The organism is Pedobacter sp. UYP1, from assembly GCF_040547305.1.
Taxonomy (GTDB): Bacteria; Bacteroidota; Bacteroidia; order Sphingobacteriales; family Sphingobacteriaceae; genus Pedobacter.
On the sequence record NZ_JBEPPL010000008.1, the window covers coordinates 74,339 to 94,161 of the forward strand.

29 protein-coding genes are annotated in these 19,823 nt (G+C 36.2%); 13 read left to right on the top strand and 16 right to left on the bottom strand.

Translation table 11 applies throughout. From position 1 onward, the window contains the following. Positions 1-6: 6 nt before the first annotated feature. The 6 genes from ABIB30_RS16525 (at position 7) to moaCB (ending at position 4,142) form a co-directional block, all read left to right on the top strand. A complete protein-coding gene (locus ABIB30_RS16525) occupies positions 7-1,185 on the top strand; it encodes a molybdopterin molybdotransferase MoeA (protein ID WP_354303865.1) in 1,179 nt (392 codons plus the stop codon). 6 nt (positions 1,186-1,191) lie between these two features. After that, positions 1,192-1,932 (top strand): sulfite exporter TauE/SafE family protein, encoded by a 741-nt coding sequence (locus ABIB30_RS16530; protein ID WP_354303867.1) that lies wholly within the window; start codon positions 1,192-1,194, stop codon positions 1,930-1,932. Between the two features lies 1 nt (position 1,933). Then, positions 1,934-2,434, top strand: a complete 501-nt coding sequence (locus ABIB30_RS16535) for a molybdopterin-binding protein (protein WP_354303869.1) — start codon at positions 1,934-1,936, stop codon at positions 2,432-2,434. Continuing rightward, positions 2,427-2,669 carry a MoaD/ThiS family protein gene (locus ABIB30_RS16540; protein ID WP_354303871.1) on the top strand — a complete coding sequence of 81 codons (243 nt, stop codon included), beginning with the start codon at positions 2,427-2,429 and terminating at the stop codon, positions 2,667-2,669. The genes ABIB30_RS16535 and ABIB30_RS16540 overlap by 8 nt, the downstream gene beginning before the upstream one ends. 128 nt (positions 2,670-2,797) lie before the next feature. Beyond that, positions 2,798-3,238, top strand: coding sequence for a molybdenum cofactor biosynthesis protein MoaE (locus ABIB30_RS16545; protein ID WP_354303873.1), 441 nt, complete (start codon positions 2,798-2,800; stop codon positions 3,236-3,238). Continuing rightward, positions 3,201-4,142: a bifunctional molybdenum cofactor biosynthesis protein MoaC/MoaB gene (moaCB, locus tag ABIB30_RS16550; RefSeq protein WP_354303875.1), complete on the top strand. Its 942-nt coding sequence runs from the start codon at positions 3,201-3,203 to the stop codon at positions 4,140-4,142. The genes ABIB30_RS16545 and moaCB overlap by 38 nt, the downstream gene beginning before the upstream one ends. A 47-nt stretch (positions 4,143-4,189) precedes the next feature. Here the strand turns inward: moaCB and ABIB30_RS16555 are convergent, their stop codons facing one another. Beyond that, positions 4,190-4,441, bottom strand: coding sequence for a hypothetical protein (locus ABIB30_RS16555; protein ID WP_354303877.1), 252 nt, complete (start codon positions 4,439-4,441; stop codon positions 4,190-4,192). 222 nt (positions 4,442-4,663) lie between these two features. On the opposite strand from ABIB30_RS16555, the gene ABIB30_RS16560 reads away from it, so the two are divergent. The 3 genes from ABIB30_RS16560 to ABIB30_RS16570 are packed head-to-tail and all read left to right on the top strand — an operon-like array spanning position 4,664 to position 6,996. Next, positions 4,664-5,449: a DUF1223 domain-containing protein gene (locus ABIB30_RS16560; protein WP_354303879.1), complete on the top strand. Its 786-nt coding sequence runs from the start codon at positions 4,664-4,666 to the stop codon at positions 5,447-5,449. A gap of 53 nt (positions 5,450-5,502) precedes the next feature. Further along, on the top strand, positions 5,503-6,183 hold the full coding sequence (locus ABIB30_RS16565) for a cytochrome b/b6 domain-containing protein (RefSeq protein WP_354303881.1): 681 nt from the start codon (positions 5,503-5,505) through the stop codon (positions 6,181-6,183). A gap of 15 nt (positions 6,184-6,198) precedes the next feature. Then, complete coding sequence (locus ABIB30_RS16570; protein WP_354303883.1) at positions 6,199-6,996, top strand: molybdopterin-dependent oxidoreductase; 798 nt, start codon at positions 6,199-6,201, stop codon at positions 6,994-6,996. Between the two features lie 11 nt (positions 6,997-7,007). Here ABIB30_RS16570 and msrA read toward each other — a convergent pair whose 3' ends face one another. The 3 genes from msrA to ABIB30_RS16585 form a co-directional block, all read right to left on the bottom strand. Continuing rightward, positions 7,008-7,667 (bottom strand): peptide-methionine (S)-S-oxide reductase MsrA, encoded by a 660-nt coding sequence (gene msrA, locus ABIB30_RS16575; protein WP_354303885.1) that lies wholly within the window; start codon positions 7,665-7,667, stop codon positions 7,008-7,010. 12 nt (positions 7,668-7,679) lie between these two features. Further along, the gene (gene msrB / locus ABIB30_RS16580) at positions 7,680-8,192 is read right to left on the bottom strand and encodes a peptide-methionine (R)-S-oxide reductase MsrB (RefSeq protein ID WP_354303887.1); all 513 of its coding nucleotides are present in this window, start codon (positions 8,190-8,192) and stop codon (positions 7,680-7,682) included. Positions 8,193-8,371: 179 nt separating this feature from the next. Next, a complete protein-coding gene (locus ABIB30_RS16585) occupies positions 8,372-8,842 on the bottom strand; it encodes a RidA family protein (protein ID WP_354303889.1) in 471 nt (156 codons plus the stop codon). A 552-nt stretch (positions 8,843-9,394) separates the two neighbouring features. On the opposite strand from ABIB30_RS16585, the gene ABIB30_RS16590 reads away from it, so the two are divergent. After that, the gene (locus ABIB30_RS16590) at positions 9,395-9,988 is read left to right on the top strand and encodes a hypothetical protein (RefSeq protein WP_354303891.1); all 594 of its coding nucleotides are present in this window, start codon (positions 9,395-9,397) and stop codon (positions 9,986-9,988) included. Between the two features lie 97 nt (positions 9,989-10,085). Here ABIB30_RS16590 and ABIB30_RS16595 read toward each other — a convergent pair whose 3' ends face one another. Next, complete coding sequence (locus ABIB30_RS16595; protein WP_354303893.1) at positions 10,086-10,850, bottom strand: SDR family oxidoreductase; 765 nt, start codon at positions 10,848-10,850, stop codon at positions 10,086-10,088. 211 nt (positions 10,851-11,061) lie between these two features. Here ABIB30_RS16595 and ABIB30_RS16600 point away from each other — a divergent pair, with 211 nt between their 5' ends. Further along, a complete protein-coding gene (locus ABIB30_RS16600) occupies positions 11,062-11,505 on the top strand; it encodes a winged helix-turn-helix transcriptional regulator (RefSeq protein WP_354303895.1) in 444 nt (147 codons plus the stop codon). 33 nt (positions 11,506-11,538) lie between these two features. Here the strand turns inward: ABIB30_RS16600 and ABIB30_RS16605 are convergent, their stop codons facing one another. The 4 genes from ABIB30_RS16605 to ABIB30_RS16620 all read right to left on the bottom strand — a co-directional run bounded on the left by ABIB30_RS16605 (position 11,539) and on the right by ABIB30_RS16620 (position 12,800). After that, complete coding sequence (locus ABIB30_RS16605; protein ID WP_354303897.1) at positions 11,539-11,796, bottom strand: hypothetical protein; 258 nt, start codon at positions 11,794-11,796, stop codon at positions 11,539-11,541. Then, positions 11,777-11,947 (bottom strand): hypothetical protein, encoded by a 171-nt coding sequence (locus tag ABIB30_RS16610; RefSeq protein ID WP_354303899.1) that lies wholly within the window; start codon positions 11,945-11,947, stop codon positions 11,777-11,779. The genes ABIB30_RS16605 and ABIB30_RS16610 overlap by 20 nt, the downstream gene beginning before the upstream one ends. Next, on the bottom strand, positions 11,935-12,309 hold the full coding sequence (locus ABIB30_RS16615; protein ID WP_354303901.1) for an RNA polymerase sigma factor: 375 nt from the start codon (positions 12,307-12,309) through the stop codon (positions 11,935-11,937). The genes ABIB30_RS16610 and ABIB30_RS16615 overlap by 13 nt, the downstream gene beginning before the upstream one ends. 125 nt (positions 12,310-12,434) lie before the next feature. Continuing rightward, a complete protein-coding gene (locus tag ABIB30_RS16620) occupies positions 12,435-12,800 on the bottom strand; it encodes a nuclear transport factor 2 family protein (RefSeq protein WP_354303903.1) in 366 nt (121 codons plus the stop codon). A gap of 379 nt (positions 12,801-13,179) precedes the next feature. Here ABIB30_RS16620 and ABIB30_RS16625 point away from each other — a divergent pair, with 379 nt between their 5' ends. After that, the gene (locus ABIB30_RS16625; RefSeq protein ID WP_354303905.1) at positions 13,180-13,668 is read left to right on the top strand and encodes a hypothetical protein; all 489 of its coding nucleotides are present in this window, start codon (positions 13,180-13,182) and stop codon (positions 13,666-13,668) included. Positions 13,669-13,722: 54 nt separating this feature from the next. Here ABIB30_RS16625 and ABIB30_RS16630 read toward each other — a convergent pair whose 3' ends face one another. The 6 genes from ABIB30_RS16630 to ABIB30_RS16655 form a co-directional block, all read right to left on the bottom strand. Next, positions 13,723-14,235 (bottom strand): helix-turn-helix transcriptional regulator, encoded by a 513-nt coding sequence (locus tag ABIB30_RS16630; protein ID WP_354303907.1) that lies wholly within the window; start codon positions 14,233-14,235, stop codon positions 13,723-13,725. Positions 14,236-14,259: 24 nt separating this feature from the next. Continuing rightward, the gene (locus tag ABIB30_RS16635) at positions 14,260-14,475 is read right to left on the bottom strand and encodes an AraC family ligand binding domain-containing protein (protein WP_354304079.1); all 216 of its coding nucleotides are present in this window, start codon (positions 14,473-14,475) and stop codon (positions 14,260-14,262) included. Positions 14,476-14,536: 61 nt separating this feature from the next. Beyond that, a complete protein-coding gene (locus tag ABIB30_RS16640) occupies positions 14,537-15,697 on the bottom strand; it encodes a reverse transcriptase family protein (RefSeq protein ID WP_354303908.1) in 1,161 nt (386 codons plus the stop codon). 322 nt (positions 15,698-16,019) lie between these two features. Then, a complete protein-coding gene (locus ABIB30_RS16645) occupies positions 16,020-16,472 on the bottom strand; it encodes a PA2169 family four-helix-bundle protein (protein ID WP_354303910.1) in 453 nt (150 codons plus the stop codon). 224 nt (positions 16,473-16,696) lie between these two features. Then, entirely contained in the window at positions 16,697-17,110 is a 414-nt protein-coding gene (locus tag ABIB30_RS16650; RefSeq protein ID WP_354303912.1) for a YncE family protein, read from the bottom strand. A 154-nt stretch (positions 17,111-17,264) separates the two neighbouring features. Further along, positions 17,265-17,426, bottom strand: a complete 162-nt coding sequence (locus tag ABIB30_RS16655) for a hypothetical protein (RefSeq protein WP_354303914.1) — start codon at positions 17,424-17,426, stop codon at positions 17,265-17,267. Positions 17,427-17,708: 282 nt separating this feature from the next. On the opposite strand from ABIB30_RS16655, the gene ABIB30_RS16660 reads away from it, so the two are divergent. Then, complete coding sequence (locus ABIB30_RS16660) at positions 17,709-18,989, top strand: sensor histidine kinase (protein ID WP_354303916.1); 1,281 nt, start codon at positions 17,709-17,711, stop codon at positions 18,987-18,989. A 216-nt stretch (positions 18,990-19,205) separates the two neighbouring features. On the opposite strand, the gene ABIB30_RS16665 is transcribed toward ABIB30_RS16660, so the two are convergent. Then, entirely contained in the window at positions 19,206-19,637 is a 432-nt protein-coding gene (locus ABIB30_RS16665) for a hypothetical protein (protein ID WP_354303918.1), read from the bottom strand. Positions 19,638-19,823: the final 186 nt, after the last annotated feature.

Consider the following 19,823-nt stretch of genomic DNA (forward strand, 5'->3'; position numbering starts at 1 on the left):
ATCAATATGATCAGCGTATCTGAAGCCAAAAATTTAATTGACCAAAATATTAAAACGCTTAGCCCAACTAAATTTCCTATTCAGGAATGTTGCGGCCATATATTAGCAGAAGATGTATTCGCGCTTTGCGACATTCCTGCGTTTCAGCAATCTTCGATGGACGGTTATGCGATACGCTTTGAAGATCGCCTGAATCCACTAACGCTTATTGGAGAAATGGCCGCTGGTACAACAATGAGATTAAAAATCGGCAAAGGCCAAACTACCAGAATATTTACCGGAGCAGCACTCCCTGAAGGTGCAGACACTGTAGTGATGCAAGAAAAAGTAACGCTACAGGACGGAGATATAAACATACTAGATACTCAACTGATACCAGGGGCTCATGTTAGAGCGATCGGCGCCGAAATAAAAGCATCAGCTTTAGCCATAAAGCATGGACATCTCTTAAATGCTGCGGCCATTGGCTTTCTGGCGGGGATAGGCATCAGCGAAGTTGTTGTTTATCCGATGCCTGAAGTTTCTATTATTATTACAGGAAAAGAATTTTGTCCGCCTGGCAAAACACTTGAATTCGGGCAGGTCTATGAATCCAATTCCTATACTTTAAAAGCCGCTTTAACACAGGCAGGGATTTTCAATATTAAAATTCTGTATGCAGCCGATGATTTAAAGATTTTGCAGGAAACCCTGGTTATCGCATTGCAGCAAAGTGACGCTGTTCTATTAACTGGAGGCGTAAGTGTTGGAGATTACGATTACGTAGCTTTGGCGGCAGCGCAATCTGGAGTCAGAAAGATTTTTCATAAAGTCAAACAGAAACCAGGAAAGCCGCTGTATTTTGGCCTGCATACTTCAACACCAATCTTTGGACTACCAGGTAATCCCTCTTCGGTATTGAGTTGTTTCTACAATTATGTGCTTCCAGCACTATCTAAAATGGCAAACAAAGACTACCCATTAAAGAAAACAGAAGCAACACTAACAGAGGCTTATCAAAAACCTTCCGGTCTGACTCATTTCCTAAAAGGTTTTTATCAGGATGGGATGGTAAAACCGCTATATGCTCAGGAATCTTTTCGCCTTAGTTCTTTTGCCCAGGCAAACTGTATGATTTGTTTAAATGAGCATCAAGAAAACTTCAAAGAGAATGAAATTGTAGTTATTTTATTACTTCCGGAATAGGCAATTATGCAGATAGAACTTTTATTATTTTTTGGCCTGTTATTTATGGTTGCCTTTCTCTATGCCGCTGTAGGCCATGGCGGTGCAAGTGGTTATTTAGCACTAATGGCCATTTTTGCCATCTCTCCAATGGTCATGAAACCAACGGCTTTATTACTCAACCTATTTGTCTCTTCTGTTTCTTTTATTCAGTTTTACAGGGCAGGACATTTTAAATGGAAATTTTTCTGGCCCTTTGCCCTCACCTCTATTCCGCTTTCTTTTATTGGAGGAACTATGGTGATGGATAACGTTGTTTATAAAAAAATTCTTGGCGCCTTGTTACTTTTTCCCATCATCCGCTTTTTCTTTTTCAGGAATACAGATCCAAAAGAATTAAAAGAGCCGAACTTAATGCTTTCTCTTCTCATTGGAGGAATCATAGGCTTACTCTCCGGAATGATTGGCATTGGCGGGGGCATCATTTTATCCCCTATACTTGTACTTTTAAAATGGACCGATCAGAAACAAACAGCGGCTATTAGTGCCGCATTTATCTTTGTCAATTCTGTAGCAGGTTTAGGTGGACAATTGATCAAGGGCATTACTTTTAACAGTGATATGATTGCTTATGTAATGGTGGCTTTTACTGGTGGAATTCTGGGTGCTTATTTTGGCGCATTAAAATTTCCACAAAATATATTAAAAAATGTATTGGCAACTGTCCTTGCACTAGCAGCATATAAATTACTTTTTACCCATGCATAATATGAAATATTCCATCTTAATATTACTTTTCCTGAGCCTTACGGTAAAAGCACAGGAGCATTTGCAATTTACCATAGCCGGCAAAGTTACCCAACCGTTTAACGTCACTTTAGCCTCTCTGAAAAGCTATAAATCTGTCCATTTGGACAGCATGGTGATTTATAGTCATCTGCAACAACGCAAAGGCAGTCTCAAAAACATCAATGGTGTACTGCTGAAAGACCTCCTTTCTAAAGTCAAAATTATATCTGAATCCCCTAAAAAACTCAGCGAATACTATATCGTCTGTACAGCTATGGACAATTATAAAGTGGTCTATTCCTGGAATGAAATATTCAATTCGGAAACAGGAAACCATATTTTAGTATTATCTTCCTTTGAGACTAATTCTGCAAAAACGGAGAAAGGCGATATTGCGTTAATTACAACGAGTGATATAGCTACCGGAAGGAGGTTTGTGAAAGGGTTAATTAAAATCGATATTCTTCAGGTCAATGAGTAACATAGAAATCAGATTAATCACGTTCGGAAATATAGCCGAATTTATACCAGCTAAAAAAATAACTTTTGATGGTATTCAAGATACCGATGGGCTAAAATTACACCTTGAAACCAACTACCCGCAATTGAAAACGATGAAGTACAAAATGGCCATGGATCGACAAATGGTACAATCTAATTTGCTGCTTACGCATAAGGCGACTGTTGCAATTATGCCTCCATTTTCAGGCGGATAACAATATTAAAGCAGAAAAACCCAAACAATTGGAGAATACTTATTTGGAAGATACAAATCATCAAAAAAAATACAGCGTTTGAAAGGCGGAATTCTCCGCTGGAAAAACTTCTTTAGCACTGACCTCGGATGGAAAAAGGAATCAAAAACATATTTATAAATGGTGCTATAACGCCGGCTTTCATTGCAGATAGCATTACAAAACATAGTACAAAGACCGAAATTGGTGGGCATAGCCTTTTTTTAGGTCAGGTAAGAAAAGATGAGATAGCAGGAAAATGGGTTTTAGCAATTGAATATACTGCATATGAAGAGGTGGCTTTGATACAAATGCAAAAAATAAGAGAAGAGATTTTCATAAAATATCCACTGATTTGTCTGCATGTTTACCAATCCCTGGGAAGGATAGAAACCGGAGAAATCTGCCTCTTTGTCTTTACCTCATCTGCTCATAGAAAACCCGCAATTGAGGCTTGCGAAGAAATCGTGGAACGCCTGAAAGCAGAATTACCGATTTGGGGAAAAGAATTTTTTGAAGACGGTACTCACCAATGGAAAGAAAATAAATAATATGGTTAATATCACAAGTAAATCCAACACCTTGCGCATCGCGATTGCTACGGCAACAGTACGCGTATCAAACTTAGAGACCATTGAAGCCATGCAACAGCGAAAAGTACCCAAAGGTGATGTATTTGAATTTGCGAGGGCAGCAGGTTTACTAGGCGTAAAAAAAACCAGTGATGTAATTCCGGATTGCCACCCCCTGCCCATAGAGTTCTGTTCTATCACTTACCAGATTGAAGGTTTATCTATTATTATTATGGTAGAAGTACATACAATTTACAAAACCGGCGTAGAAGTAGAAGCCATGCATGGCGCCTCAGTTACAGCATTAACTATTTATGATATGCTCAAGCCAATAGATAAAGCAGTTGAAATTGAATCTATCAGGCTTCTCAAAAAATCAGGTGGTAAAACAACATTACAGAAAGATGAAATCATCTTTAAGGCCGCAGTTGTTGTCTGTTCAGATTCTATATCCGAAGGAGAAACAACAGATCGATCAGGTAAAGCAATTGTTACCAGACTAGAAGATTTTGGTATTGAAACCACTAATTATGAGGTCATTCCAGATGATTTCGATCTCATTCAGAAAAGAACAAAGTTGCTGGCGAGCAAAGTACAACTACTGATTTTTACCGGAGGAACAGGTTTATCTCCAAGAGATGTTACCCCCGATGCGGTACTGCCCTTGCTTGAAAAACAAATTGACGGAATCATGGAAACAGCCAGACGTTATGGGCAGGAACGTATGCCCTATGCCATGCTCTCCAGAGGATTAGCCGGTACAATCGGGAAGACGCTTGTTTTAACTTTACCAGGTTCAGAAAAAGGGGCTATAGAAACTATAGATGCTATTTTTCCAGCGGTACTGCACCTGTTCAAAGTAATGGAAGGTAAAAGACATTAAAGAAATAAGGCAGGCACCAAGCGGCTCTCCTGCCCATATTTTCTCGATTATTGTTTAGGTTTTGACATTTTATCTTTCGACATTTTGTTTTTTTCCATTTTTGATTTTTTCATAGTGTCAGTTTTCATCTTAGACATCTTACCACTTGACATCTTACCTTTCTCCATCTTCGAAGATTTCATTTTGGCTGGCTCCTGTTGAGCAGCAGCCGGAGTCGCAAAAACTGGTAGAGAAAGACCAATAGCAACCAATGTGGCAAGGAACAGCTTGCCTGCTGATTTTAACATGTGATTTTTCATATTTCTATTTTTTGTTATGTGCTCTAGTGGAGACCCAACAACAGGTCTTATATTTTTTAATTTAAAAACAACCCGCATAACTAATTGATAAACAAAGGAGATAGCACTATAGTTTTAAATAAATTATAATTATCTTGTATAAGAAAAAACACTAGAAATCAATCAATTAAAATTTTTGGATGTAAGGAATCCCTTTTTAATACGACTAATCCAAAAAAGGCTATGAAGATCAAAAGAATACTATTACCAGTTATTGTAATAGGTGCAATAGTACTGGGATTGAAAGCGGAAGTAAAACAAATTAAAAAACAACCAAATTCAAGACAAACCGGCGGATTTGCCGTGGTAGAGTTATTTACTTCTGAGGGATGCTCCAGCTGTCCACCAGCTGATGCTTTAATTGCGAAAATAGAAAAAGAACAGGCAGATCAGCCAATATATATACTTGCTTATCACGTTGATTATTGGGATAAACTAGGTTGGAGAGATCCCTTTAGCAATCCGAAATTTTCAGCACGCCAGCGTCAGTATGCTAATTGGCTGAACTTAAGCACAATTTACACTCCACAAATAGTGGTGAATGGAAGTCATGAATTTACAGGTTCAGAAGAGAATACCTTACGAAAAAGTATACAGACAGCCAGATCCAAATCAATTAAAAATAAACTGGAACTTTCTCTGATCAAGTCTTCCAGCGCAGAACTGAACCTGAAGTACTCCACAAGTAAAAATACAGAAAACAACATTTTGTTCATTGCCCTGGTGAATCCGAACGCAAGTAGCCTTGTGTTAAAAGGGGAAAATAAAGGACGGATGCTAAATCATGTACAAATCGTTACTGAAATAGAAAACATCAATTTGGATGGGAGAACTAATGGCACAGTCCATATAAACTTTCCTAAAACTTCTGATCGAAGTAAAGCTACGCTGATCGCATTTTTACAAAACAATAAAACCGGGGAGATTACAGCAGTATCCAGAATCAACAATTTAACATCAGCCATTTAAATAAGAATACAGACCAGAATATTTTCTATTAATTATCCTATTACGTGCTAATTATGAAAGTAATAAAAGAAAAGCATACCTTTTTGATGCGATGGACACACTGGGTGAATTTCCCTATATTAATGATTATGATCTGGAGCGGATTATTAATCTATTGGGCAAATGATGCTTATGGGATTTCCATCTTCGGCTTTACCCTGATCAAATTCTTTCCAGAATGGTTTTATAATTATTTCCATATCCCTCAACGGCTTGCCGAAGGCATGGCATTTCATTTCTTATTCATGTGGTTCTTTTTCATTAATGGGTTACTCTACTTCCTGTATACGATTTTCTCTGGCACCTGGCGCGAATTGCTCCCCAACAAACATTCCTTTAAAGAGGCATGGCAGGTACTGCTTCATGATCTTCATATCAAAAAGATGCTTCCTCCACAAAAGAAATACAATGCCGCACAGCGAATTGCCTATTCAGCGATTATATTAATGGGATTCGGATCGGTATTTACAGGCCTTGCCATTTATAAACCGGTTCAATTTTATTGGATGACCTGGTTATGTGGCGGGTATCATTTAGCCCGCATTTTACATTTCACACTTACAGTCGGTTATGTACTCTTTTTTATGATTCATATTGTTCAGGTAATCATTGCCGGCTGGAATAATTTTCGTTCAGTCATTTCCGGATTTGAAGTGATTGAAGAACCTGCTCAAAATCCCCCAGACCAGAAATAATAATCCTTAAAAAGAATGAAGAAAGTGACAAAAGCACCACATCAAAAGAAACCACCGTTAAGCACAGCGCAAAAAATAAAGCGCAGAAATTTCATTTCTTTTAGTGCTTTCTTTGCACTGAGTGCCGGGGCAGTCACGGGATGGAAATGGCTGCTTGATGCACCAGAAGAAACCCCGGGTATTACAGCAGGAGCCCGTGCGCCCTTACGCAGAGCATTAAATAAAACAGAGTTGTTCTTTCGAAATTTTTTTGGTAATAACCATTTGGTAAAAACCTATCCAAAATCCAGAGCTGCAAGCCAGGTTAGAGTTAATAGTCTGATTGGTATCGAAGACGATCCAAACTTTGATCCCAAAAATTGGGTACTTTATGTGAAAAGAAAAAATCAATCACCGTTAAAGATTAGCCTCGAAGAGATCAAATCCCTACCTAAGACAGAGATCATTTACGATTTCAAGTGTGTAGAAGGCTGGGATCAGATACAACATTGGGCTGGGGTAAAACTAAGTGATTTATTGCTGCATTATAAATTGGATGAGCAGACCAAAAATCAATATATGGGATTGGAAACCCCAAATGGAGAATATTATGTAGGATTGGAAATGGAAAGCGTGCTGCATCCTCAAACTTTACTCGCTTATGAGATGAACGACAAGCCACTCACATTAGCGCATGGAGCTCCACTCCGATTGATTGTTCCAGTAAAATACGGAATTAAAAATCTCAAGAGAATAGGAACTATGACTTTCAGTAACAGCAGACCCAGGGATTATTGGGCAGAACAGGGATATGATTATTATTCTGGACTATAATCCACAAATGCTTAACCTCTTTTAAATTCTGGCTTCAGGTAAGCTGCCCTGTTCTCTCTTAACTTCATCACTTTTGGTAAGGATACATTTTCTATATACGGCTCATCAGGGTGTAACCTGTAGTAATTCTGATGGTATTTTTCTGCAGGATATATCACTTTAAAAGGAACCACAAGAGTAACGATGGGCCGTGCATAATGATGGGTGGCATTCACCTTAGCAATTACCTCTTTTATTATCTTTTGCTCCTCTGGAGTTCTATAAAAAGCTACAGAACGGTAATCCTTGCCCTGATCGGGTCCTTGCCGATTTAAAGTGGTTGGGTCATGCGCATATAAAAATGATTCTACCAGATCTGCATAGCTGACCACTTTAGGGTCATAATAAACTTCTACAGACTCGGCATGCCCGGTATTGTCAGCACAAACTTGTGCATAACTGGGTCTCTTAGTATTTCCACCAGAGTAACCTGCAATAACCTGATCAACTCCTTTTAATTCGCTCAATCCTTCTGAAAGACTCCAGAAGCAACCTCCCGCAAAGGTAGCCACCTGCTCATTTGGTTTTGCTACAGGCAATGTAGCATATACCTGATCTTGATTGCTACTTTGCCCTTTGACACAAGCGCTCAATAATATAAGCCCAAGCATCCATAATTTATGTATATTCATGATACTTCAATTTTATTTATCCGGAACAAACTTAAAGGCGTAAGAGTTCATACAGTACCTTTTTCCAGTAGGCGCTGGGCCGTCATCAAAAACATGTCCCAGGTGCAGCCCTGTACTCGCTTCAACAACCTCATCTCTAACCATACCATCAGAGGCATCTCTAACAATTTTAATGTTCTTCTCATCAATCGGCTGAAAGAAACTTGGCCAGCCGGTACCTGATTCAAACTTGGTGTCTGAGCTAAACAATGGCTTACCTGTGGCCGCACTGACATAAACTCCCTTTTTATGATTATCCCAATAAGGATTTTTATAGGGAGTTTCAGTTCCGCGGTTTACCATGATTTCATAGGCCTGAGCAGATAATATCTTCTTCCAATAGTCAGCAGGTTTAGCTTCAGGATACAATGTGGTGTTTTCGAAAGGACTATTCGCTCCTTTTTTTTTCTGCGATGATGCGTTTTGGCTGCAAGCATTGAATGCAAGCACCAAAAATGGGATCATCAAAAAATTTAGTTTTCTCATACTGTTATAGTCGGGATTTAAAGCCATTCCTTACAAACAATAATATCTAACAAGCTAATAAAGAATGTACTTATACAAGTTACGAGAAAAAAAAACAAACAGATTTTTTACCGGGCGCTATGGAAACACAAGATGTAAACAGCGTGGGTTTCACTACTGGCTACCAATATAAAAAAATGTTACTTGACCACAGTGGCTTCGAGTTCCACTTTCAATGTTTCAGTTAGGCGAGTAACCTGTATTAATGAAGTGGCCTGTTTGACGTTGTTTTTGGCCAGCCAGCTCTGAAGAATGCTAAAATGCGGCCAAAGCTCATCTACAGAAGTTGTATATATATTAAGACGAACGATACCGTCAAACGTATACCCCGCGTGAGTGATCACTTTTTCCAAGTTTTGGATTGCCTGAATGAGTTGTGATTTCATATCGGCATCACTTGGAACACCCTGGTCATCCATTGCTGCCTGGCCAGAAACGTACAGGGTACTTTGAACATTTTTGACTTCAACAGCTTGCACGTAGCTTTTGTCGTCCTGCCATTTCCAGGGACTGAAGACTTTCTTTTCCATTTTTTTATTTTTTGAGGTTTGTGCCACAATTGGCAATACACTAATTAAAAGCAGGGCTAAAATTTTAATTGCTTTTTTCATTTCTTCAATTATTTATCTCACAAAGATGAGTATAACAATCAAATAGAGACGTTGACATACATCAATATTTTCATGTGATGGAAGTCACAGTCTTAATAAGTACGACTGACGTTTCCCCGGGAAATAGCCATATATGCCTGTCTTCTATACACCTTAAAGACAGGATTGCATTGTCTGGGTATAAAAGCCATTTGCTCTTGCCTCACCAATAATAAAAATGGGAAAAGGAGGTGAGGTGTAAGAAATATTGCTATTCCTTTAAAATTTTTAAAAACTGAACAGTTTCATAAATTACTGAATTTATCCCTTTTTTAAAACGGCTAATAGCGATAAAAGTATTCCAAAAGGTAATAAACTCTCTATTTTCTCCATTTGTTTGCAAACAACTATTTATCAACTTAAAAATATACTTTATTGTGATTTTTAACAAAAAAAAATGCATATCAATGTTAATATAGCATAACTACTGGAAAATACGCAATCACTTATGCCAACTGATTGTCAATAACTTAGAGCCATAAAATAATTACTAACTCTTATAAAATTATTGACATGAAAAATCTACTCAAAATTAGCCTGATAGCTACCATCGTTTTTACTAGTGTAAATACCTATGCAAATAATGATGACCTTTCATTGAAAGTTAACAGTGTAGAAAGAAAAACCATTCGTCTTTCTATAAATCAGACGCAGGATATGAAAGTAACATTCTATGGCCTGAATAATGAAGTCTTATACGAGAAAAAAGGTCATGAATTAGGCGGATCCAGCAAAACTTATGACTTAACTGATTTTCCTGATGGAAATTATATCATGAAATTAGAAACGGGTTTAAAATGGGTTGAATATCAAATCAACATTGAAAATAATAAAGCCTCACTTTCTACACCCTCAAATAAAGAAGCCTTTAAACCGGTTTTGACAAATAAAGATGGAGTGGTAACCCTTAATTTGGATAATGTAAATAAGGCTCCAGTTGAAATTAGAATTTTCGATGAATTCAACAATCAACTTTACACAAATATTTATAACGATTCAGCAAAATTGATTAAGAAATTTAATGTTGGCAAAAGCCTTTCTAGTAAATTAACTTTTGTTATAACATCTAAAGATCAAGCGTTTAACAGCACCATAGATGTTAGATAAATCTAATAATTTTTCTATCAGGCCTGTTTGATTGTACTTTTGAATTATCTAATAAATGACTTTGTTAGATAATTCAAACATACGACGACACTATTCACTATTTCAGCAGCTTTGCGTTTTGCGCACCATTAACTAGTATGTAAGCTATTTTAGGCGCAATACGGTTTATCAGGTACACCAACTTTGTGTCACCAACCCGTATGGTAAACTTATTCTTTTTAATGCCCAAAATGAGCGCATTTATCAATTTTTCAGGAGCGATTGCTTTTGTTTCCAAAGCTTCTGTCATACTTGTTGCCACTACTGGAGGCAATAGTTCAAATACTTTAACCTTGCTGTTCAATATAGTCAAATGATCTCTCAGCGACACCGTGTAAAAACGAATTGCCGCTTTACTGGCTGAATAGGTTGGAGCAAGATTAAATGGAACATAGCTCAATACCGATGATGTATTAATAACCGCACTTTCATTTCTTGACTTCAACATTTCCATAAAAAGGTTAGTCAAGCGAATGACGCCGAGATAATTAATGTTGATTTCATTTTCTGCTGACTCAAAATGTTTGGCATCGGCTATACCTAAATTTGCTGGACTACTCATTACACCCGCATTATTGTATAAAATATCAATTCCGCCAAGTTCTTTAATCTTGTCAAAAAGTGACTGCGCATCATTGGCATTAGCTACATCGCTCTTTATTGCAATTATAGCAGGATATGTTTTTTTTGCCGCATCTAATCTAGCTTGATTTCTCCCGGTGATAATTACCTTTGCTCCATTGGCCAAAAATTGTTTTGTTGCTTCCAATCCGATGCCAGCTGCACCGCCTGTAATCAATATCGTTTTTCCTTTTATTTCCATGATTTCTATTTTTTACACCCTTCTACCATTTTATGCGCTTCAGCAGCTTTAGACAGGTAAATTAAAGCTGATTTTTTCCAACACCATCAAAAAGTAAATTAGCATCTATTGTATTCTAAAGTTTTATAATTAAATTTGCTTGCGGATTGCAAGTACAAATATATATAATTACTTTTAATTTGCAAGTGGTTTTGATTAATTTTAAAATAAAATGAAAAATAAAGCAAATAGGTCTGGATGTCCTGTAAGCAGTATGTTGGATATATTTGGAGATAAGTGGTCTTTATTAATTATCAGGGATATGATATTTTCTGGTAAAAGCACTTATGGAGATTTTCTAAAATCAGACGAAAAAATTGCTACTAATATATTAGCTTCAAGGTTACTGGCCCTGGAAGAAAATGAAGTCATCAAAAAACTAGAGCATCCAGATAGTAAGGCAAAAGTGTTGTATGTGCTAACAGAGAAGGGAATCGACTTACTTCCTATTCTACTTGAAATACAGTTTTGGTCAGATAAACATCTTTCTGTTTCTACTGAAATACGTGCACTTTTAAAAGATGCGAAGAAAAATAGAGAAAAATTTATAAAAATAATGACAAGAGATTTAAAAGCGAGAATGGATATTTCACAAGTTACAACAGATATAATGTAAGGCTTGATATTTTGTATGTATAGCTAATGATTTTTAAACAAGCTGGCTATGCGCTGCATAAAGCCCAGGTGGTGCGGTTGCTAATGTTTTTTGTACGGTCATAATTTCGTCCTTTATTTTCTGGCGGCTATATTCTCTGATCATTGCATATGCGCTTTGCTGACGCAAAACATGATTTGCCAGATCTTTGTTTAATAGCATGTTGGCCTCAAACAAATGAGCTTCTTCAGGGGCAATGTAGCCTGAAATATAATCGTCTATCACTTTGACCTTATTCAATGAAGTCCGCATAGTGTAATGATTTTTGTTTAACAGTTTCCCTAACTTTCTCGAGACATTTATATTTTGCTACTGTTGCAGAATGTGTGCTCGAATAACCAAACAGGGTAACGACGTGGTCTGCCGGCAAATGATCATAATAATAAGCTTTTAGCAATTCCATGCATTTTTACCGGTAGTTCCAAGGTAATGCAATATTTTGGCGGTGGCGGGTTTTCCCACATGTATAGCCTCTATATCGAAATCATTCAGAGACTGGGTCTTACTACAAGCTTTATAACGCTGCAACCATAGGTTTTTTGCAATACCAAACAAATAGGCATTATCGTTTACAACAATATCCGGCTGTATAGCCGTAAATTTCTCATAATATATGACTAGCGCATCCTGAAAAATGTCCTGCGCTTCCTCAAGGCTACCACCATTTCGTGCGATGTAACGTGCAATTTTTGGGAAAGCTTTTTTATACAGCATCATAAAAAAAGATTCACGCAATTCAACCGTTGCTAACCTGTTCTCGCTCATTTCTATTATCGGTGTTTACTATATATTGGAGTTAAAGTCCCAAAGGGTATAATATTGTTCATTTAGTCTTATCTGGAACATAAGCATAGCATTTTGTCAGCAGAGTTTAAATTGAAACAAGCATTTTAGCTTAATTCAATATCCATGTGCTGCAACAAGTCGTCATTGATTACATATATATGTTTTACCTTGGCATCAAAAAGTATTTTCCCATCCAGATCTTTAACCAGTTGATAAACTTTAACTTCAAGCTTACCGTCGGGGCGTTCGGTAAACGCGACAGGTTCTACTATCGGATTGATCTCACTCCATTGTCGTGTCCAGTATTCTTTAACCGCCTCATGTCCAATAACGTACCCACCTTCAAAGGCCTTAGGCCAATGAATGTCGGAATGCATTACAGACTGTACGGCATCTATATTTCTATTATTAAAAGCTGCGTATGCTTTTTTAATTAAAGTTTGATTATTAAGCATTTGTGATTCATTCATAATATTTTGGATAAAATTAATTTTTTAAGTGCCCCCCCCTACCTATCTAAAATAGTAAACACCATCATTTTAATTAGTGGGGCATCAGTGATTATTATCAGGTGTAAAGCAGGTACAAAATATCACCCGTAAAACTGAAAATAAAATAATTAATATTTATTAACTCAAATTTTTGTCTTTCCATTTTTATTAAAAGCAGTGTTCAATTTGTAAAGTTGAAGTCCTGATTTTATGGAGCGTAACAAACTGATACTTTTATTCTAGCTCAAAATCACTTATATTTAATTCCAGATAGCCCTGCTTGAAAATTAATTCAGGTTTCTAAAGAAATAACTTTAAAAGCAGTCAAATTGAGACCTTCAAAAGAACGAATTTCAAAATGAAAAACAATAAAACGCTTATAGTACTTACAATTGTTTCATCAATAATTTTATTCATATTGACAATGACACAATTTTGGAAATTATTTGGGTTGCTCTTGCCGGAAATTGAAAACCTGAAATATAACTCGACATCACTTACTGGTCAATTCAGAACTACACTGTTTTTTTCAGCGGTAATTGGACTTGCACCAATTTTACTTTATTTGACTTGGTTACTTGCATCTGTAAGGACAACAAAGAACAGAATTGTCAGCATTTTTATTGTCTTTACATTTATGATAATTTCAACTATATGGAGACAACAAACAATTAAATCTGCATTTACTGAAATACCCGATTTAAAAACACAGTCAGAAGAAACAGTTTATAGCACCGTTTCAATAGAAAATTTGAATTTTGAATATTATTTACTTGGAGGATTGATTTTAGGTTGCATGGTCAGTTATCTTATCACAAAGAACCAATCAATTCCAAGGAACAATTAAGAAGTTAAACCAATTGAGTCTGGAAATGAGCCACAACTTTATAATATTGTCTATCTAAATCAGAAGTTTACTGAAGTTTCCTGGTGTAACCCCTGTGTAATACAGAAAACTATGGTGAAAATGGCTTTGATCGTCAAATCCAGCCTCCAGTGCTGCTTCAACAATTGGATATCCATTATTGATCATATTTTTTGCTTTTTCAATTCGGAGGATAGTTAGATAAGTATTAGAAGTTACTCCTATGTGCTGTTTAAACTGTCTGATCAGTTGATATTTATTTATCCCATGGATGCTTGATACATTTTCCAGATGAAGCTTTTGATTTAGCTGCTCCGACAAATACCTTTTTACAGCTATAATTTTCTCCGGAATGACAGACATATCACGATCAATATTTTGATTAGTTTTGCTAAACAATTGCCAAACGAAGTCCGCTAAAAATACCTCGTCGGGCAATAATCTATTTGCATGAAGACGGATATATTGCTTAAATAAAGTATCATCTTTAATGACGACAGGAAAATCACTTGTCCTTTCTATTCCGATATTTCTTAGCAAGTGATTCATCAGGTCATTACTGAGTAAAGACTTTTAAAACTCCAGATCAGCTACAGGATAGTAGGAATGCACCATATGAGGCTTAATCAGAAAGATAGAATGGGGTTCAACAAAACAGCTTTCACCCTGAAAATCAAATTTCTGAATTCCATTGACAGCTACTCCAATTGTATATTGTTCATGAAAATGAACAGGAAAACTATGCGTAAAATTATCAGCGCTTGTAAAAGTGATATTATCTACTCTAATTGTTTGTGAACCATTGACACTTAATTGTTTTACAGTAAAAACACAATAGTCATCACTTGCATCACCTTTCTATTTGTGGAGTAGGTTCACGAACTAAAAGTTTTTTCAAACGTTCATCAAGTTTAATATATACTGGACTATCCGTGCCCCTTACCATTTTTAAAAATTGGATTTGTCCTCTTATCACATTTGCCATATCTACATTATCCTTAGCCTGACTTTTGTTCTTCTTATATTTCTTTCTAAAAAATTCGCTTGCTCTTTCATAACCATACCGTTCCCAATAATAAAGATCAATTTTCAATCCATCAACGAATTTTTTCGAAACATTTGGATGTTTATTTACAACCAGGCCGGTAACAAGTTGCTTGAAACTATCTCTTTGTAATCGGACTTTTTGTTCGTTAACTATAAATCCCTGGTCCTGAATAATCCGTCGGATCTCTTTTAAAAAAGATGATTCATTTTGATAAACATGATGAAGAGATGAGAATGTAATATCATCTGCATATCTAGAGTATTTTAACCCAAAACGCCTGGCGGTAGCAGACAAAAGGAAATCCAATTTCTGACAAACTATATTAGTCAGAATTGGGGATGTTGGTGCACCTTGTGGTAATACATTTCTGAAAACTTCTTTCTCAATACTGTTGCTGTCTAACCGTTTAACTTGAAGTCTGGTACAAGTTAATGCGGCGATTATATTAACAACTTCGAGGAAAGTCTTTTCATCTTGTTTTTTCAGCTCATTTTCAGTTGAAAGCTCAAAGGGCTTAAGTTGAAGGCATTTCCATACACGGGCCTGATCTATGCTGTGAAAGAAATCCTTTAAATCAATATTATAGATATAATAATTTCCTGAATGAAAAGCCGCATTGTCAACAATTGACTTACCTGCTACGAAACCAGTTGCAAATTTAGTTGGTTTAAATATGCATCCAAGAATTAAATTTAAACATTTCTGTATAATCATCAACCCTCTCACTGGAGCATGTATTGTCCTTAAATTTTTATTTTTCTTAGGTACCTGAAACATTAAATACCGCTTAGCCCCTAGTTTTGGATTGGAATAATAAGTTAATTGCCGGAGATCAAAAAATACAGTTTTTTCACCATAAAGAATTTTTTTAGCATAGTTAAGTAGATTTACGAAATCTTCACGTTCTCGTAAATTATGGAACGCCTTAACGATATAGTCTTTTTGATCCTTCTGTAACTTCATTTGAAATAAATAAGAAGGCCCGTTGATATTATTCTTTGTATATGTAAGTATACTATAGGTTATCAAAATTTCATATCTCCAAGGGCAAAGATAATTTGCAATGACCGTGGCAAACATTTAGCGTCAGGACAGTTAAGCCATGCGCCACCAATTGATCTGAAGCAGTACACTCCCAACTGGCAAATTCAATATCTTCAACGGACCTTCAAAAAACTAAACAAAGATATATAATTTCTATTTAGTAGAACAATATAGTAATTAAATTCATCACAAAAAAAGCTCCCATTGGTACTAATCCGATGGCAGTTTTTTGTGTGATTTTTTATTTATACTTTTGAGCTAGTACTTCAATCTCTTTCAAAGCATCAGCAATTCCATTTCTCTGTTCTGTCAGCATATTCAGGTGATCCAAATGAAGCTTATTGTCTTTGATTGCATTATCATATCTTGCAAGGGCAGCATTTTCTCCTGTAACAACAGCACCAAGTAACGCAGTCTCGCTCTTACCAGTTAAAGTCTCTTTAATATCGATCCAGGTACGGTGTATGGCACCAAGTATACCGCCATCATCATTATCAGAATCTCCACCATGCTTTGCAATATGAGCTTTAAGAGCAGTTTCATAAACTTTACGTTCTGCTGCGTATTTTAAAAATATGGCCTTCAATTCGAGGTTGTCAGTAGCTTCAGAAGCAGAAAGATAACCTTCTTTACCATCGTTAATTATGTGAATTAAACCTTTAAGGTCTGAAATAATCTCTTTATTATTTTCCATAGTTATTTTTTTATAACACTATAACCTAAAAATGCCTGCATAAGTTTCAACTCTTTTCGATTGAACTTTTCAATACAATAAACCTGGACTTTTCAAGACAACATTGCTTTTTTTTTAAGTCAGCTCTGTATCGTAAATAATATAAGGAGTCTTCTGGCTGGGTATGGCATCAAATCCCTCTCCAGGTTTTCTGTGAAGATGGATTTAATGCCATTATTTGCTGTTTAGCCTTTCCAGTGCGCCATATCATAAGTATAATGGAGATGGTCTTTAAAACTGCTATCATTCAGATCTGGTACTTTTACCACAGCAGTAACCCCAACATAAAGCCTTTTACCGTCTGGTGTTGGCCACAATCCATGAGGCAAAGCCCCTACGTTGATGGTGTCTGTTTGCCTGAAACCGTCTGCCACATCAAATATTCTGATCTTATTTTCTCCGCCAACGGTAACGAGCATTGAAAGCTTGCCCTTGATATTACTGAAGGTAACATGATTGGTTGTTGCACCAGTGGAAATTACTTTTGCAATGGACATGTCAGCTGTGCTGATTACGGTAACTTTCCCTACATCTTTGTGTGTCAAGGCTACCCACTCCCCTTTTGGACTGGTGAAGATATTCGGTGAAAAAGGACTCACTACCTGAATCTTTTTAACAGTTTGTTAGGTCGCAGTATTGTTTACTATCTATCGGGTGTAAACGTTGATTCATGGGGTGAGCGGCCAAGATAAATCGTTTTTAGCACCTTATCATCTTCAGTTGAAATGAGGGTAACCGAGTTTGAACCAATAGCTACTGCGGCGAGCATTTTTTTGCGGCAGAGTAACGTAATCCATGTACCAAAGCCTGTCCATTGTACAAAGGACTGAACATAGATTGTCCCATTGCCATTCCGGCTAAAGCTACCATGAAAATGATCAGCGAAAATTGCCTAAGGGTTTTTATTTTTTCCATTTTCTTAGTTCAAAGTTAAATTACAAATTCAATTGCTCCAGTCATTAATGGTTGAATTGGGCCAATTAGGTATTAAAACTGGCGAAATAAATACTTACAGATCAATGATATAAGCGGTAAATATTCAAAAAGCATGTTGACATTTGCATTGAACAGAAAAAGAGCATATAGTAGAGCGAGAATTGCAGGAATTTAGCTATATTGAATATTCTAAGACAAAAAGATCCTCTCCTCTCTTTTTAAGAAATCAGGCAATTCATCCAGTAAGAATAACCAAACTCCATGTTTTACAAACTGCTTAGCCATTTTAGCCCTGTAGCTAATTTTCGTGAAGACCTCCAGATTAAAATACCAGACCTTGTTTGTTTAATAACAGCTATTGCTACAATTTTATTTTCATTTGCAGGTCGCGATTCTATACAGTATTGTATTTATATGATTGTCTTATCAATCATATTTTTAACAGGAATAATACTTAATTATCTTGAAAAATATAAGTTTGCAGCTCATTTTATAGCAATTTTAACAACTATATGGATAACTACTGCTGCTGTCATGTTTGGTGGTGGTGTAGGAATACAGCATTATATGGTAATTATTTTAATGTGCTTTTGCATTTATTTACCGCGGGGATCTTACCGCATGTTCAGTATAGTTTTCATTCTTGTTTTAATTGTTGGTATCAGAGTTTATCAAAAAAATTATGCTGGAATGTATGTACCAGCTGATGCTGAGTATATATATGGCATCAATGTATTTTTACCGTATTTGATAGTTGCTTTAATCTGTATGAATTTGGTTAAACAGGCACTAACCTACCAGGCTGTAATCGAAAGACAAAAAGAGGTGTTATTGGATGCCGTGAAATTCAATGACAAAATTTTTTCTATTATTGGCCATGATATGCGGGCCCCTTTTATCAGTACCCAAAATATGATTAGTTTATTGGAGGACGATGCTTTAAATGCAAATGAAAAAGCCGAATTTTTCGGACAATTAAAGTCAAGTATTAATGCTTCATTACAAACATTAGATAACTTATTAAAATGGGCTTCCAAAAAGAGTCAGACAGCTGATTATTCTGTACGTTATGAACAATTTGATCTTACAGAAATAATTAAGCAAGTAATCGATTTCTATCATGATACTGCGCTTCAAAAAAACATTTTGTTTATTAATTCTATAGTTACAACATATTATGCATTTGGTGATGTGAATGAGGTCGCATTCATTTTACGAAATCTGACGAGCAATGCACTGAAATTTAGTTTTTCAGGGCAGACTATAGAATTTGAGCTTACCCAGGCTGAAGATAATTTTATTGTAATAGGTATCAAAGATCAGGGTATTGGAATGAGTGAAAACACAATTAACAGATTATTTGATATTACCACAAGGTTTTCAACAAAAGGCACAGCCAAAGAAACTGGTACAGGATTAGGACTTCTTTTTTGCAAAGAATTCATAGAAAATAACAACGGAAAAATCAGGATAGAAAGTAAGCTTGATAAAGGAACATCCATTTTTTTTACGTTAAAAGGTGTTTCGAGTAACATATTTTAGCTTTTTGTTATAAGCTGTCTTTTTTATTTATAAAGTTCTCTGATTACATTATCAAGGTCAACAGAACTTTGAATAATCATCTTCGCGGCATCACGAACATCATCAATCCAGCCGAATCTTGTATTAATTTCCCCAGCCCCATCAAATTTGCATCATGCCGTTTTACTAAATGCGAGTGGCTCATTTTAACCTGCTGGAGTTCTCCGGTAATTTCCATCAATTCTGTAATATCATGACCATACAATAAATTCTGGCAGGTGCACCGTTCTCCTCAAACATCGCCTTATATTCCCATCTTGTAATGATAAAGCCTCCGCTGCCACCATATTTACGAAGAGTTGCAAAAAAAAGCAGAGCTTTACCACTATGCCCCTTTAACTCGTTCAGCTCGCCTAATTTGGTATATGCTTTTAGCATCCCGACAGTATTTTTGTCGCTTTTATATTGGGTCAGTGCACCTTCGATCAGATTTGTAACATTTTCAAGATTTCCCTGCCTGCTTACCAAAAATCCAAAATTAGAGTTTGCTTTTATAACTTTGGCACGATTATGCAAATTTTTAAAAATATCCAGAACTTGCTTTTGGTAGTTAACGGCAAGCTTTAAGTTTCCATATTGACTATTAATCGCTGCGAAACGCTCTAACATTAATGCCTTTAAAAAGAGATACCTATTTACGAGAAAATTTAAGCCCAAGGTCCGCAAAATAAATCGCAGAATATGGATTTAAGGTCTGATAAACAATACTTCGATGTTCATACTGGGTGTACTTTGACACTATCTTTAATGGAAACGTGAATATTTTTATCACTTATGTTTACGCAGGCCAATAGC